Origin of the sequence: Halarcobacter sp. (assembly GCF_963676935.1) — a bacterium.
Lineage (GTDB): Bacteria > Campylobacterota > Campylobacteria > Campylobacterales > Arcobacteraceae > Halarcobacter.
Genome location: NZ_OY781470.1, coordinates 871,279 through 886,355, shown reverse-complemented (window position 1 = coordinate 886,355; position 15,077 = coordinate 871,279). Strand labels below are relative to the sequence as shown.

At 25.2% G+C, this 15,077-nt stretch carries 15 protein-coding genes; 9 read left to right on the top strand and 6 right to left on the bottom strand.

What is annotated here, in order from left to right; all coding sequences use genetic code 11:
* Positions 1–94 precede the first annotated feature (94 nt).
* Positions 95–1,981: a HAMP domain-containing sensor histidine kinase gene (locus ACKU4C_RS04375; protein WP_321314766.1), complete on the top strand. Its 1,887-nt coding sequence runs from the start codon at positions 95–97 to the stop codon at positions 1,979–1,981.
* On the opposite strand, the gene ACKU4C_RS04370 is transcribed toward ACKU4C_RS04375, so the two are convergent.
* Positions 1,978–3,144, bottom strand: coding sequence for an MFS transporter (locus ACKU4C_RS04370; protein WP_321314765.1), 1,167 nt, complete (start codon positions 3,142–3,144; stop codon positions 1,978–1,980). The genes ACKU4C_RS04375 and ACKU4C_RS04370 overlap by 4 nt on opposite strands.
* 16 nt (positions 3,145–3,160) lie before the next feature.
* Positions 3,161–3,877: a sulfite exporter TauE/SafE family protein gene (locus ACKU4C_RS04365; protein WP_321314763.1), complete on the bottom strand. Its 717-nt coding sequence runs from the start codon at positions 3,875–3,877 to the stop codon at positions 3,161–3,163.
* A gap of 63 nt (positions 3,878–3,940) precedes the next feature.
* Between ACKU4C_RS04365 and ACKU4C_RS04360 the strand changes: the two genes are divergently transcribed.
* The 6 genes from ACKU4C_RS04360 to ACKU4C_RS04335 all read left to right on the top strand — a co-directional run bounded on the left by ACKU4C_RS04360 (position 3,941) and on the right by ACKU4C_RS04335 (position 8,710).
* The gene (locus ACKU4C_RS04360) at positions 3,941–4,186 is read left to right on the top strand and encodes a CBU_0592 family membrane protein (protein ID WP_321314762.1); all 246 of its coding nucleotides are present in this window, start codon (positions 3,941–3,943) and stop codon (positions 4,184–4,186) included.
* Positions 4,183–4,434: a hypothetical protein gene (locus ACKU4C_RS04355; RefSeq protein WP_321314760.1), complete on the top strand. Its 252-nt coding sequence runs from the start codon at positions 4,183–4,185 to the stop codon at positions 4,432–4,434. The genes ACKU4C_RS04360 and ACKU4C_RS04355 overlap by 4 nt, the downstream gene beginning before the upstream one ends.
* On the top strand, positions 4,427–5,212 hold the full coding sequence (locus ACKU4C_RS04350; protein ID WP_321314758.1) for an exodeoxyribonuclease III: 786 nt from the start codon (positions 4,427–4,429) through the stop codon (positions 5,210–5,212). The genes ACKU4C_RS04355 and ACKU4C_RS04350 overlap by 8 nt, the downstream gene beginning before the upstream one ends.
* 68 nt (positions 5,213–5,280) lie before the next feature.
* Positions 5,281–6,411 (top strand): FIST N-terminal domain-containing protein, encoded by a 1,131-nt coding sequence (locus ACKU4C_RS04345; RefSeq protein WP_321314756.1) that lies wholly within the window; start codon positions 5,281–5,283, stop codon positions 6,409–6,411.
* A 3-nt stretch (positions 6,412–6,414) separates the two neighbouring features.
* Positions 6,415–7,401, top strand: a complete 987-nt coding sequence (locus ACKU4C_RS04340; protein ID WP_321314755.1) for a HAMP domain-containing sensor histidine kinase — start codon at positions 6,415–6,417, stop codon at positions 7,399–7,401.
* A 280-nt stretch (positions 7,402–7,681) separates the two neighbouring features.
* Positions 7,682–8,710 carry a cytochrome-c peroxidase gene (locus ACKU4C_RS04335; RefSeq protein WP_321314753.1) on the top strand — a complete coding sequence of 343 codons (1,029 nt, stop codon included), beginning with the start codon at positions 7,682–7,684 and terminating at the stop codon, positions 8,708–8,710.
* Positions 8,711–8,735: 25 nt separating this feature from the next.
* Here ACKU4C_RS04335 and ACKU4C_RS04330 read toward each other — a convergent pair whose 3' ends face one another.
* Genes ACKU4C_RS04330 through ACKU4C_RS04315 form a run of 4 tightly spaced genes read right to left on the bottom strand, consistent with a single transcriptional unit; the run spans position 8,736 to position 11,746 of the window.
* Positions 8,736–9,155, bottom strand: a complete 420-nt coding sequence (locus ACKU4C_RS04330) for a hypothetical protein (protein WP_321314751.1) — start codon at positions 9,153–9,155, stop codon at positions 8,736–8,738.
* A gap of 8 nt (positions 9,156–9,163) precedes the next feature.
* Positions 9,164–10,030 carry an ADP-ribosylglycohydrolase family protein gene (locus ACKU4C_RS04325; protein WP_321314749.1) on the bottom strand — a complete coding sequence of 289 codons (867 nt, stop codon included), beginning with the start codon at positions 10,028–10,030 and terminating at the stop codon, positions 9,164–9,166.
* Positions 10,031–10,041: 11 nt separating this feature from the next.
* Positions 10,042–11,481 (bottom strand): DUF4139 domain-containing protein, encoded by a 1,440-nt coding sequence (locus tag ACKU4C_RS04320; protein WP_321314747.1) that lies wholly within the window; start codon positions 11,479–11,481, stop codon positions 10,042–10,044.
* A gap of 1 nt (position 11,482) precedes the next feature.
* Positions 11,483–11,746, bottom strand: a complete 264-nt coding sequence (locus tag ACKU4C_RS04315; protein WP_321314745.1) for a DnaJ domain-containing protein — start codon at positions 11,744–11,746, stop codon at positions 11,483–11,485.
* A 174-nt stretch (positions 11,747–11,920) separates the two neighbouring features.
* On the opposite strand from ACKU4C_RS04315, the gene ACKU4C_RS04310 reads away from it, so the two are divergent.
* Positions 11,921–13,732, top strand: coding sequence for an ATP-binding protein (locus tag ACKU4C_RS04310; RefSeq protein WP_321314744.1), 1,812 nt, complete (start codon positions 11,921–11,923; stop codon positions 13,730–13,732).
* Positions 13,719–15,077, top strand: coding sequence for a dihydrolipoyl dehydrogenase (locus ACKU4C_RS04305; protein WP_321314742.1), 1,359 nt, complete (start codon positions 13,719–13,721; stop codon positions 15,075–15,077). Before ACKU4C_RS04310 ends, ACKU4C_RS04305 begins: the two co-directional genes overlap by 14 nt.

Here is a 15,077-nt window from a genome sequence, read left to right as displayed (position 1 = left end):
AATTTAGCTAAAGAGTATTATTTATATTTTAGAAATAATACTATTATAATACATTTTAGAGTTATAATATACAAACATATTTAAGAGGTTCGTTATGAAAAATTTATTTAATAACTTTAATAGCGTATTTAATAACTTTAATGAAACAATAGGTTATTTAGTTTTCAAAAAAATATTTTTAGGTTACCTTACAATAGTTATAATCATCTCTATATATCAAGGTATCGTTGAGATTAAAGAATCTCAAAAAATACTTCAAAAAAGTCTTAAATCTATAGAAACTCTATTTTCAGATCAAATTAGAAGTGCAGTTATGACAAAAGATGATATACAAATAAACAAAACATTAAATATAATATCTAAAGAAGAGATAATAAGTGGTATCTTACTAGTAACAAAAGATAAAAAAATATATTTTCCAGTTGATAGAAGATATTATAGTAAAGAAAAATATCAAGCATATAAATTTAGAATTTATGATAGCCCATATTTTAAAACAAATTTTGTAGCTGACGTAGAATTTTATATAGAAAAATCTATTCATCAAGACAGAGTATTAACACAATTAACTAGAATTGGTACTTATTTTATAATATTTACTTTTCTATTTTGGATTTTAATTGTATTTTATACAAATAAATATCTAACTATACCTTTAAAAAAATTAATTGATGGGATTAGAGAGTTTGAGGAACATGATGAGGAAAAGAGTCATATAAAACTTCAATTAAACAATTTAAGAGAATTAACAATATTAGCAGATGCTTTCAATAAAATGTCTGGTAAGATTAGTGAAGATATTATCAACTTAAAACAGTTAACCATGATTCAAAATCTTCAAAAAAAGGCTCTTGAAGATGCAAATAGAGCCAAAGATGATTTTTTGGCAAATATGAGTCATGAATTAAAAACTCCATTAAATTCTATTAATTTAATTAGTTCAATAATGATGAAAAATAAAAACAATAAATTTGATGAAAAAGATGTTAAAAATTTTCAAATAATAAACAACTGTGGTAACGACTTACTATTTCTAATAAATGATGTTTTAGATATTTCAAAACTAGAAGCAGGAAAACTTGAACTTTATTATGAAACTTTAAATGCTAAAAGATTAATGTATGAAATAAAAGATATGTTCGAACCTCAAGTTTTAGAAAAAAATCTAAACTTTGTGTTTAATTTTGATAAAAATATAGAATTTATATATAGTGATAAACAAAGAATAAAACAAATAGTGAAAAATCTTCTAAGTAATTCGTTAAAATTTGTTCATGAAGGTGAGATTAGATTTTTAGTTGAAGATGAATCTGATTTTATAAAAATAACTATAAGTGATGATGGGATTGGTATTGAAAATGAGAAATTAAATACTATTTTTGATAGGTTTAAACAAGTAGATGGAAGTACTACTAGAAAATATGGTGGTACAGGTTTAGGACTTGCCATTTGTAAAGATTTAGTTGGACTGTTTAAAGGTGAAATTAAAATAGAAAGTGAAATTGATATAGGTACTACAGTAACTGTATTAATTCCTAAAAATCTTGATAAAGTAAATAAAGAAACAGCTTGTGAAATTGAAGAAAAAAAAGTTGCAGAAAAAAAGAAAATCAATGAAGTTAAAGACTTTTTATTTGATAAAGAGGAAGAAAAAATAGAAAAAGAGGAAAAAAAGAATATTTTGATTTTAAATAACAATCCAATCAATTATATGCAACTAATAATTGAATTAAATAAAAAATATAAAGTAAAACAAGATTCAAATATAAAAGATTTTATCTCTAAAATAGAAAAAGAAAACTTTGATCTGTTAATTATTGATATGGATTGTTTGACAAAAGAACAATTAAATACTTATATTTTACATAAAAATAAAAAGGCGATTTTGGTTAATGATGAAGAGATAGAAGGATTTGAAACGATAAATAAACCATTTGATAAAAATCAAATGGTTAACTTAGTAGAAAAAAACATCCTTTAAGTTTTTAGTGTTGTTTCAAAACCTTGTTTTGGATTTCTTGGAACAAGAAAAGATAAAAGAAATGATAAAACAGCAATTGAAGCACCTATTATAAAAACTAAAGAGTTTGAGTATAGCCATAACATACCTAAAACAAAAGGTAAAAATACTGCTGCAATATGATTTATAGTAAAGGATACAGCACTAGCACTTGCAATATCTTTTGGGTCTGCTATTTTTTGAAAATATGTTTTAAGTGCAATTGCCATAGAAAACAGTAAATGATCAATAATATACAATATAAAAGCTATATATTCATTGTTTACAAAAGCATATGATATAAAAATTATTATCAATCCTAAATATTCTATATTTAAAGTTGTTCTTTCACCAAACTTTGAAATAAATCTTCCAATAGCAGGTGCAAAATACATATTTAAAATAGCATTTACAAACATAAGTGCTACCATATTATGAATATCTACTCCAAACTTTTCTACAAGTAAAAATGCAGCAAAGACAATAAAAATTTGTCTTCTAGCCCCTGCAAAAAGAGTTAAAATATAAAATAGCCAATACTCTTTTTTAAGTACAATTTTTTTCTCTTGCACTACATCATCTTTAAAATGTTCAAAGAAAATCCAAATTAAAATACCAATAACAAAAGTTATTCCACCAAAAAATAGATATACATATTTATACTCTACAGAATAATATTTCATCATTATATAAATTAAAACAAAAACTATTAAAGAGGTAAAAGATTTTGCAGCAGTAATTTTTCCTAATATTATTGGTGCTTTTTCTTTACTTAACCATTGTAAGGATAAGGATTGATTTAATGTTTCTAAATAATGAAAACCTACAGACATTATGACTGTTGTTATATAAAGACCTAAAGCATTTGGGAAAAATCCTGTTAATAAAACTCCTAGTCCCAACAATATCATTGAGATATATGCCAATCTTTGTTGTGCTATAAACATAATAGCAATTACAACTGTAAAAGCTAAAAAACCTGGTATCTCCCTTAGACTTTGTAATATACCAATTTGACTTCCATCAAAAGAAGCAGATTCAATTACAAAGTTATTAAGTAAACTCATCCATGCTGAAAAAGAGAAAACCATCGATATCGTCATAATATATAATAAGGCTTCTCTTGATTTAAATATTTTATTCATATAGTTCCAATCCAATTTAAATAAAAACTGATAAAATTGCTTTTAAAGCTAAAATAGATAAAAATATTTTTAAAAATATTAAAAACTTCTTTCCATTGATTTTATCTCTCAATTTTGTTCCCATATAGCTTCCTGAAATTGCTCCAATTATCATAGCAATTAAAATTCCAAGATAATCAAAAAAAACAAATCCAAAAAACATAAAAGCAAAAACTTTTAATAAGTGTGTAATAGACATCAATGCAGCTGCAGTTGCAACAACAGTATCTTTATCATTATAATCTTTAATCAAAAGAGCTGTTGCTATTGGACCAGTTGCTCCAACAACAATAGATAAACCTGTTTGAAAAAAACCTATTAGAATATAACTTTCATATTTTTTAATTTTCTCATTAAATTTATTACTCCACAAAGAGAATAGAATATAAAAACCAATAAATAAAGGAACATACTCTAAAGAAATAAAATACAAAATACCTGCAAAAACAGAGATACCAATCAATGAACCAAATAAAAACTTTGGAATAACCTCTAGTTTTATATCTTTATACCCAAAATAAGCTCTACTTAAATTACTTGATAATTGAGTTAAACCATGAACAGGAACCAAAGCATTAATAGGTAAAAAAGATGGAAGAACTGCTATTAAAATCATTCCTCCACCAAGTCCAATTACACCTGCAACAGTTGAAGTAAAAAAAGTTATTAGACCTAATAAAATTTCATCTGCCATTTAATATCTTTATAATAAATTTACCGTAAAATAGCAAATTTAGACTTAATAATGAGGAAAGATATGGATATATTCCAACTTATAGGCTTTTTAGGTATGGTTTTTGTTGTTGTAGCTTACTTTTTGTTACAAACTGAAAAGAAAAAAATAACTTCTTGGACTTATCAAGTATTAAACCTAATTGGTGCAATATTACTTTTAATTTCACTTTTTGTACATTTTAATTTAGGTTCTTTTATAATAGAAATATTTTGGATAATAATAACAATTCTAGGAATGTATAAAAATTTAAAAGGAAATAGAAAATGAAAATATATATTTTTGTTTTATCATTTTTTATATTTTATTTATCTTCATATGCTTATGAAAATGGAAAAATTGATACCCATGGAGGGAAAGGTGATCCATTAGTAAAGTCCGGTAGCTTCTTAGATAAAATTGGACTTTTAAATAATAGTTCAAAAAAAGATAAAAAAATTGAAAAAAATGATAAAAAATTTATTGAAATTGATAAAATAGAAAAAATAAAAAAAGAGGAAAAAAAGAATAATGACTAAATACAAATTTGTTTCATGGAATGTTAATGGTATACGAGCTGTAGATAAAAAAGATGCTTTAAAATGGGTTGATAATGCAAATATTGACATTCTAGGGGTTCAAGAAACAAAATCTACAAAAGAGCAAATACCAGATTCTATATTTGAAAAAAACTATGAAACGGTATTCGCTTCACAATCAGCTATAAAAGGTAGAAGTGGAACAGCTGTATTTACAGATATTACTCCTAATTTTCAATCAACTTGTCCTAGTGTAGATATACTTGACGAAGGTAGAATAAATGAATTACACTTTGCTTTAGAAGATAAAGAGATTGCATTTTTCAATGTATATTTTCCTAATGGTCAATCAAAAGAGGAAAGATTAGTTTATAAAATGGAGTTTTATGATAGATTTTTAGATTATTGTGAAAATCTAAAAAAAGAGGGAAAATCTATTATTGTTTGTGGAGATGTAAATACAGCTCATAAAGAAATAGATTTAGCCAGACCAAAAGCAAATGAAAAAACTTCTGGCTTTTTGCCGATGGAAAGAGAATGGATTTCAAAATTTTTATCTTATGGTTATATTGATACTTTTAGACATATAAATGGTGATTTAAAAGATAATTATAGCTGGTGGAGTTATAGAGCAAATGCTAGAGCAAATAATGTTGGCTGGAGAATTGACTACTTCTATGTAAGTGAAGATTTAAAAAATAATATTTCTAATGCATATATTATGTCAGAAATAATGGGAAGTGACCACTGTCCTATAGCACTTGAACTAGAATTTTAACAAAACAATAATTTATTTATATCATGATATAATCTTTTTATAAAAAATAAATTTATAAAAAGATTACTATGCAAACACAAAGCTACTTTTATGAAGAGAATAATTGGAATGCTCCTTTTGATGAATCATTAGATAGTGAAAACACTCTGATTATATGTTTTGGATCAACAAGATTTGAAGATATAAAAGATGGCTTTGAAAACTTAATATCCACATATAAAAAATCTAAAATTATTGGTTGTTCAACTGCAGGTGAAATATATGATGACTTGGTATATGAATCAAGTCTAAGTGTAGTTATAATGAAATTTGAAAAATCAATTATAAAAATTTGCTCAGAAAAGTGTATCAATTCAGAAAATTCATTTGAAGTTGGTGAAAAAATCTGTAATAATCTTTTTAATGAAGAACTAAAATCGATTTTTGTTTTATCTGATGGTCTAAATATAAATGGTTCGCAACTAACAAAAGGTTTTAATAAAGTTTCTAAAAATACGATAATCACTGGTGGTTTAGCAGGAGATGGAGCAGACTTTAAAAAAACTTGGGTTTTAGTAGATAATAAACCTGTTTCAAACTATATAACAGCTGTAGGACTGTATGGAGATAATATTCATACTGCATATGCAAATGGTGGTGGATGGAAAAAATTTGGTATTGATAGAATGGTTACAGAAGCTAAAAATAATATATTATATAAATTAGATTATGAACCAGCACTTCAAGTTTATAAAAAATATCTTGGTGATAAATCAGAGAATCTTCCAGCTTCTGGACTTTTATATCCATTAATGATAAAAGAAGAAGGGTATAAAGAATCAAAAGTTAGAACAATTTTAGGTATAAATAAACAGGAACAATCTATAACTTTTGCTGGAGATATTCCAAATGGAAGTGAAGTAATGTTTATGAAAGCAACTTTTGATGAACTAGCACAAGGTGCAAAAGAGGCAGGAGATAAACTACAAAGATTTGACTATAAAAACAAAAATGCTACTTGTATAGTTGTAAGTTGTATAGGTAGAAAATTGATTATGGGACAAAAAATAGAAGAGGAACTAGAGGCCATAAAAGATATTTTAGATAATAAAATTAATCTAATAGGATATTACTCATATGGTGAAATATCTCCATTAAATGATGGTACTTGTGATCTTCATAATCAAACAGTAACATTAACCCTATTTTGGGAAACATAAATTATGAATGTAGAAAACAAAGTATTAGCAAGACAATTAAAAAAATTACGAATTGATAATTATGAAAACCTAAATGAAAAAAAATTTGAAAAACTTTTAAATTTAATAGCCAATGAATATGACAATGCAGACTCAAATATATACAGATTAGAACGTGCTCTTGAAATCTCAACTAGTGAATTAAGAAAATTTAATGACTCTTTAGAAGAAAGAATCGAAACTGAAGTTGAAAAAAATAGAGAAAAAGATAAACAGCTATTTATACAATCTAGATATGCAGGTATGGGAGAGATGATTGGAAACATTGCCCATCAATGGAGACAACCACTTAGTGCTATTAGTACAGTTTCAAGTGGTATGCTACTAGAGTTAGAATTAAACATGTGTGAGAGAAAAGATATTGAAAAATCTTTTGAAAAAATACTTGAATTTACAAAGTTTTTAACACAAACTATAGAGGACTTTAGAAGTTATTTAAAAAAAGACAAAGAAAAAGTTGAATTTGATATTTTAGATATTTTTATAAAAAGTTTAAATATTGTTGAGAGTACTTATAAAAACAATAACATCTATATTAACATAAAAAAAGATGGACATTTTTCAAAAAAAAGTTTTGGTTTTGCAAATGAATTAATACAAGTTTTTCTTAATATACTTAATAATGCTAAAGATGCTTTACTGGAAAGTGAAGTAGAAGATAAAAAAGTTTTTATAGATATAGTTGAAGAAGATAAGTTTAACACTATCAGCATAATTGATAATGCTGGAGGAATAGACGAAGATATTATTGAAAAAATTTTTGATCCATACTTTACAACTAAACATAAAGGTCAAGGTACAGGTATTGGACTTTATATGAGTAAAGATATAGTTGAGAAAAATATGCAAGGAAAACTTAGTGTATCAAATATAGATAAAGAACTTGAAGGCTTTAGATATAAAGGTGCATGTTTTAATATCTCTATTCCAAAATCTAATACTCCAAATTAATTCTTTTTTATTATAATATAAAACTAAAATTAAAAAACTATATTTGATGTATTTAATAAAATATTTGAAATAAATCTAATAAAATTAATTTTTTTATTTAAGTAAACTTTATAATTTAATTGATTTATCACTCAATAATTACAAATTTATACCCATATAATCCATTTTCTTAAACTAAATTGAACTTTTATATTTAGAAAATTTTTTTCATCTAATTTAATTTTCGTTTAATAAAAATTATCCTATGATTTAAATTATCTATTTTATAAAAGGAGAAGATATGAAAAAGATTAGTTTAGCGTTAGCTACAATTATGTTTACGGGGGTAAGTGCATTTGCAATGTCTGATGCTGCATTAATTAAAAAAGCAAAAGATGCAGGATTAAAATCAATTCCACAATCTCAACTTGAGATTTTAAAACTTGTTGATAATCCAAAAAATCCAATTACTGATGCAAAAGTTGAACTTGGTAAAAAATTATATTTTGATCCAAGATTATCAAAATCAGGAATTATTTCATGTAATACCTGTCACAATTTAGCTATGGGTGGTGTTGATGGTGTTGGTGCTGCAGTGGGTCATAAATGGACTCCAAATCCAGCTCACCTAAATTCACCAACTGTATATAATTCAGTATTGAACAAAGCACAATTCTGGGATGGTAGAGACCCACACTTAGAAGCTCAAGCGCAAGGTCCAGTACAAGCTGGTCCAGAAATGGCTGCACCTAAAAACTTAGTTGTGCAAAGAATCACTTCTATGCCTGGATATGTTACTGAATTTAAAAAAACATATGGAGATGATGTAAAGATTACATTTGAATTAATTACTGATACTATTGCTGTATTTGAAAGAACTTTAATTACACCATCAAGATATGATGCATTCTTGGATGGACACTTAAAAGCATTAAATGATGCTGAAAAAGAGGGATTAAAAGTATTTATCGATAAAGGTTGTGCAAGCTGTCACAACGACATTGGTTTAGGTGGTACTATGATGCCATTTGATGCTTCTAAATATGACTTAAATGTTGGTGGATTTACTGGAACAAAAGATGGTATGGTTAAAACTCCAACACTTAGAAATATTGAAGAAACTGCTCCATATTTCCATAATGGTAATGTTTGGTCATTAAATCAAGCTGTTAAATTAATGGGAGATATCCAATTAGGTATGAAAATTTCTGATGCAGATGCAAATAAAATTTCTACTTTCTTAAAATCATTAACTGGTGAAAAACCTGAGATTAAATATCCTCAGTTACCTGTAATTACAGAAAAAACTCCAAAACCAGATATGAACTAAAAACTTTAGGGACTTTCCCTAAAGTTTAACCTTCACCTTTTTTCATTTTTTTATCTATTAAATATGTGTATGAAGTCTTTACAGCTAAATATCTAACTAAAAGTAAAAATAAAATTACCCCTGAAATAACTAAAAGATTATGATTTAAACTACTAGCAAATAAATCATCAAATGATTCTATATTTTCATTATTGATTTTTACTAAATTTACAATCAATTCTCTTAAAGCTAAAATAATAAAAGCATCTACTAAAGATGAGATTATCACTCTTTGCTCTCTAACATAATTTACTACTGTTCTTACAATTTCTAAAAAAATGATAAAATATAACATATATATAATAGCTTCCATCAATTTATTCATCGAAAGTGCTACTAAAAATAAAATTGTAGCTACTATAAATTCTATATAAAATCTATCTTTAAAAAATTTTAATGGTTCCATTCTTTACCTTATATAATTGTTGCTTTAATATTCAACCAACTAGAAGGAATAGAAGCAAGTGTTTTATTTTTTTGTGCCATAAAAATCACTGAGGCAATCATAGCTCTTGAGCTACTATCTCCCCCTGCTTTTGCATTTGCAATTAACATCTCTTTTAAATTTGTATATTTACATAAAAGATGAATAACTCCTTGAAAACCACCTTCAATGTCACAAGCTGGACCAAAATCTCTAATTGACTTAAAAGTATCATCTGTCTTTGAAGCAATTCCACTATAGATATATGCTTGAATTTTTGTATTAAACTGCTCTTTTAATAATAAAATTGATTCTTCTATCCCTTTACCATCTAATACTTCAAGTAATAGTTTTGCAAAATACTTTGAAGTATTTATAGCTTCTAAAGAATTATGAGTTGCTTTTACAAAATCTTCAACATTTTTTAAAAACTCCTCCTTTGTATTTGAAACTAACAATAATGGAGTAATTCTTCCAACAACAGATAAGTCTGTTGATTCTGAACCTGTGGGGATAATACTATTTTCAATATTTTCTACAGTTTTTCTAGTTGCTGAATCAATATAACCATTATATATATCTACTTTAGTTTTCCAATATTTAATATATTCATCAATTTCAAAACTATCTTTATTTTGTATAAATTGATATAGCCATAATAGTTGATCTCCATAATGAGTAAATTCTCCTGCAAGTTTTCCCTTATGCCAAACTGATTTGGCATTGTTTAATTCTTCCCAATTGATATCTAACTCTTCTAATTGTTTTTCATCATAAACCCAATGTGCTCCTAAACAATAGGCATCTGCTACAAGTGAAACTAGAACTAATTCTTTTATTTTTTTCTTATCAAACATTATTTATCTCCTCACTTCTTATTAGGTTTTTCAATCTCATATCCAAAATTTATCTTTTTAGTTTTATTAGGTTCTAAATTAAACTCAAAATAAATTTTACCATTTTTTTCCAATTTTGTTTCTTTTGATTTTCCAATTAACTTGACTATTATATCTTCATGTTTAGAAACAGGAACTCTTTCTATTAAAACTATTTTTTGTGAAGCACTACTATTATTTGTAATTTTATACTCCCATATTTTTTCCGTTTTAATTTTATTGATTGTAAAAAATGGCTTCTCTTTTAAATCTTTTAAAAGTTTTTTCTCAACATCTATAAATCTGTTTGTTGAAAAATATATAGATGAATCTTTATCTTTTTTTATTTCATTTAAATTGCTTTTCCCTACATAGGTTCCATCTAAATATAAGTTTGCATTGCTAATCCCATAAAGTTTTTTACTTTTAAAATCAACTTTAAAAAATGCTTGTGATTGAGAATATCCATCTATCTCCAATATATCATCTGCTTTATAAATATCATTTGCAAATAAAACTTTATTTTCTTTTCCACTTATAAGGTTTATATGTGAAGCTTTAAAAAATGATTTAGTGTTCTCTTCAAGATAAGTAAATGTTGGTGCTTTAAAAACTCTAGTAGTTTTTGCCATAGCTGGTTGCATATCATTTAAAGCTTTTTCATATGCAATCTCAGGTTTTGGTTCAAGGTCTAAATACTCAGGAATAAAACTATTTGGTTTAATTTGGTTTATATAATTATATGTATATAAATTTATATCAATATCTTTTAAGTCCATACCACTAAATTGAGTAATATATAATAGATTTTTTAGTTCTAAGTTTTTTCCCTTTGTATTATAATTTATATCATATAAGGCTTGTTTTTTTAGATTATAAATAGGATAATTTACAACAACCTTGTCTTTACAATCTACATCATAATCTAATTTAGTATATTTACTATTAGTTCTTTTTTTATTTAATTCTTGTAACAGTGCTTTATCTTTTTTTATCTCATTTTCTAAATTATAAATTTTATTATAATCTTTTAAAATCTGTTGAGTTATATATGTAGAAGTTTTTTCTAAAAGTGAAAGCTCTTTTAAATTTGATATATTGCTTTTTTGTAAAAAAGAGATATTACTATTTAATGCTTTTATACTATTTTGCTTTTTACTTATCTTCTCTTCTAAACTTTTTATATCTGTACTTAGTTTATCATTTTCATAATCTTTTACTTCTATATCAAAACTATTTACTTTACATGAAGAATTCATTAAAAATCTAATATCTTCAAGCCGCACAACACCTAATAGATTTAAACTATTTTTACTAGAATCTAAAGACTGATTTACAAAGCTTTTATTTTTAAAAATATCTAAGCTTTTAATATTGTTATTTGCAAAAACTAAACTTGTCGTAGCAAGAAGTAAAGGTATTATAATTTTCATTTTATCTCCAATTTTTATAATTTGTAAATGATGGGAATTGAGTTTTAAACTCCTCTTCATCAAAAGAATAAGCAAATGAATCCATATATCTATTTAATAATTCATAATTATCCTGAAGTTCTTTAAATTTTTCTTCACTACCTTCAGGCATATCAGGATGATATTTTTTTGATAACTTTAAATACTTTTTTTTCAAATCTTTTTTTGATGTATTTGTAAGTATACCAAAAAAATCAACTGCTTTTTCAAACTCTTCGTATTCCATTTTATATCCCTAAAATTATTAAAAAATATTGTATATTAACTGTGAAACAATCATACTTTATCTAAATTAATATCTTATTAAAATAAAATAATAATAAAATCATAATATAAAATATAACATTTACTTTTAGTATTGTTTATGATAATATATCTTTATCTATAAAAAGGATAGATATTGAAAAAGAATCTTATAATAAAATTTTCAATTTTATATTTTCTTATTACAACTTTATTAATAACATTATATGTTTTACAATATGAAAAAAATATTATAAATTATCTTGACAAAAAAACAAACCAACACCTATTACAATTTAAAGCGATATATGATGAATATAAAGTATTATCAAACTTAATATTTGATACAGATATTAATACTGACCAAACTATAAATATCTTTAAAAAAGCATACAAATCTGATGAATTGGAAAAAAATAAAATAAGAGAAAAGTTATTAAATCATTTAGCTTTAAAATATGAAAAATTAAAAATATATAACCTAAAGCAACTACATTTTCACCTTCCAAATAATGAAAGTTTTTTAAGAATGCATAGACCTAAAAAATATGGCGATAATTTAACTGATATAAGGTCAACAGTAAAATATGTTAATGAATATAAAAAATATATTGATGGATTTGAAGAGGGTAGAATTTTTAATGGTTTTAGATTTGTATATCCTTTATTTACAAAAGAAAATGAACATATAGGAAGTGTAGAAATATCTTTTAGTGTTTTAGCAATGGTTGAGACTATGTATAGAACATACGATCTAAATTTGAGTTTTTTGATAAGAAAAGATATTGTTGAGAAGAAACTTTTTAAAGATGAACTTCACAACTATATAGATAGTCCAAATAAAGATTTCTATTTTGAAAAATCAATTTATAATAAATATCCACCTATTAGTACATCAACAAATTCTAAAGACTATACTGACATATTAACTAAAGGAAAACCTTTTTCTGTTCTTGAAAATGATTTAAATATTGTTAAAACAATGATACCAATAAAAAATCCAATTTCAAAAGAAGTTGTTGCTGTGCTATGTATCTGTGAACCAGATAAATTTATGTTAAATGATAGAAATGAACTTGTTAGCAAAATAATAGTTTCATATTTACTTTTAGCCCTTGTATTTTTCTTATTTTATAAACAAGCATTGGGAAAAGACAAATTAATGAAGTTAAATAAAGAACTTGACAAAAAAGTTTCCTTAGAAGTTAGAAGAGGACGAAAACAAGATATACATATTTTCAACCAATCTAAGATGGCATCTATTGGTAGAATGATTACAAATATTTCTCACCAATGGAGACAACCTCTAAGTATAATTACAACTTGCGCAAGTGGTTTGAAAATTGAAAAAGAGATGAATATGTTAGATAATAAACACTTTGAAAGTTTTACTAACTCTATACTTAAACAAGCTGAGTATTTATCTAAAACTCTTGATAGTTTTAGGGAATATATTGAAGTTGATGATAAGAAAAAAGAGCCTATTGAGGTCAAAAATAATATGGATAAAATTTTAGAGTTTTTAAATCCAACATTTCGAGATAATAATATAGAAGTATTAAAAAAATATGATGAAGATGATATCTATATTTTTGCTGTAAAAAGTGAATTGATAGAGATTTTTAATGCCATATTAACTAACTCAAAAGATGCTTTTGAAAAAAATCAAAATATAAGCTCAAAAACTATAGATATCACAATAAGAAAAAAGAATAAAGAATATGTATTAATAACTATAAAAGATAATGCAGGAGGCATAGATACAAATATCATTGATAAGATATTTGACCCATATTTTACAACTAAACATGAATCAATAGGCACAGGTATCAGCCTTTATTTAACCTATAAACTTGTAACAGAGAGTTTAGAAGGAAATATCTATGTAAAAAATAAAGATAAGGGTGCTAAATTTTATTTAGAATTTCCTTTATTTAAAATAGAAGGTAATGATGATGAAGAAATTTGATTTAATAATTATAGGAGGAGGGAGAGCCTCTTCATTAGCTTCAAAAGTTGCTAAACTTGGGAAAAAAGTTGCTTTAATAGAGAAATCAGCTTTAGGAGGCACATGTGCAAACAAAGGTTGTGTACCTTCTAAATTATTAATTGGTTATGCTGAAGTTATAAGAGCAATTCAAGAATCTAAAAAACACTATATTGACTCACAAATAAATAAAATAGATATTGAAAAAATTTTTAAAGATAATAATAAATTTATTGAAAGTGTAGATAATAACTATCTATCTAGACTTCATGAAGAAGTTACACTTTTTAGAGGTGAAGCTAGTTTTAGCTCAAATAAAACAATCTCTATAAACAATGAAGAGATTAGTGCAGATAAAATTGTAATAGCAACAGGAACAAGACCTAAAAAGCCCCCTTTTGAAAAAGCTTGGACTAGTGATGATATTTTTCCATTAGAAAATATACCAAAATCAATTAGCATAGTTGGTTCTGGTTTTATTGCTTGTGAATTAGCTAATGTATTTGATGCATTAGGAGTTGAAACAAAACTTATAGTAAGAGGAGATACTCTTTTATCAAATGAAGATGAAGAGATTTCTAAAACTTTTATTGAAGAGTTTTCTAAGAATATTGACATTGAATTTAATACTACAGTTAAAGATGCTAAATATGAAAATAATCGATTTGATATAGAATTAGAGAAAAAAAATAGTGAAATAAAAAACTATAAAAGTGAAGCTTTACTTTATGCTATAGGTAGACAATCAAATGCAGATTTATTAAAAATCGAAAATACAAATATTAAATTAGATGAAAAAGACTATATAAAAAGAGATAAGTATTTTGAAACGGATGAGAAAGATATATTTGTTGTAGGAGATGCAGCAGGTAAATATATGCTTCAACATGCAGCTGCATATGAGATAAATCATTTATATAAATATCTATATGAAAACGAAAAAGAGGCTTTAAAGTTTAAATATATGCCCCATGCAGTTTTTACCTATCCAGAAATTGCCAGCGTTGGAATAACTGAAAAAAAAGCAAAAGATGAAAATCTTGATTATGTAGTTTCAAAAACTTCTTGGCAAGCAAGTGCAAAAGCACAATCGAAAAAAATCAAATATCCATTTACTAAATTTATTGTAGATAAAAACACTTATGAGATCCTTGGTTGTCATATGATTGGACCTGAAAGTGCAACAATGATTCATCAAGTTTTAACTGTGATGCACATAAACAATGATATTAGACATTTAAAAGATATGTTATATATCCACCCTGCCCTAAGCGAAGCTTTATTACCAGCTGCTATAAATACAATAAAATTAATCGAAAGCAAATAA

What these genes read in the sequence shown, in the direction of transcription:
- ACKU4C_RS04375 (WP_321314766.1), top strand. Translation starts at nt 95, where the DNA reads ATGAAAAATTTATTTAATAACTTTAATAGCGTATTTAATAACTTTAAT.
- ACKU4C_RS04340 (WP_321314755.1), top strand. Translation starts at nt 6,415, where the DNA reads ATGAATGTAGAAAACAAAGTATTAGCAAGACAATTAAAAAAATTACGA.
- ACKU4C_RS04320 (WP_321314747.1), bottom strand. Translation starts at nt 11,481, where the DNA reads ATGAAAATTATAATACCTTTACTTCTTGCTACGACAAGTTTAGTTTTT.
- ACKU4C_RS04335 (WP_321314753.1), top strand. Translation starts at nt 7,682, where the DNA reads ATGAAAAAGATTAGTTTAGCGTTAGCTACAATTATGTTTACGGGGGTA.
- ACKU4C_RS04330 (WP_321314751.1), bottom strand. Translation starts at nt 9,155, where the DNA reads ATGGAACCATTAAAATTTTTTAAAGATAGATTTTATATAGAATTTATA.
- ACKU4C_RS04360 (WP_321314762.1), top strand. Translation starts at nt 3,941, where the DNA reads ATGGATATATTCCAACTTATAGGCTTTTTAGGTATGGTTTTTGTTGTT.
- ACKU4C_RS04345 (WP_321314756.1), top strand. Translation starts at nt 5,281, where the DNA reads ATGCAAACACAAAGCTACTTTTATGAAGAGAATAATTGGAATGCTCCT.
- ACKU4C_RS04350 (WP_321314758.1), top strand. Translation starts at nt 4,427, where the DNA reads ATGACTAAATACAAATTTGTTTCATGGAATGTTAATGGTATACGAGCT.
- ACKU4C_RS04355 (WP_321314760.1), top strand. Translation starts at nt 4,183, where the DNA reads ATGAAAATATATATTTTTGTTTTATCATTTTTTATATTTTATTTATCT.
- ACKU4C_RS04370 (WP_321314765.1), bottom strand. Translation starts at nt 3,144, where the DNA reads ATGAATAAAATATTTAAATCAAGAGAAGCCTTATTATATATTATGACG.
- ACKU4C_RS04315 (WP_321314745.1), bottom strand. Translation starts at nt 11,746, where the DNA reads ATGGAATACGAAGAGTTTGAAAAAGCAGTTGATTTTTTTGGTATACTT.
- ACKU4C_RS04305 (WP_321314742.1), top strand. Translation starts at nt 13,719, where the DNA reads ATGAAGAAATTTGATTTAATAATTATAGGAGGAGGGAGAGCCTCTTCA.
- ACKU4C_RS04325 (WP_321314749.1), bottom strand. Translation starts at nt 10,030, where the DNA reads ATGTTTGATAAGAAAAAAATAAAAGAATTAGTTCTAGTTTCACTTGTA.
- ACKU4C_RS04365 (WP_321314763.1), bottom strand. Translation starts at nt 3,877, where the DNA reads ATGGCAGATGAAATTTTATTAGGTCTAATAACTTTTTTTACTTCAACT.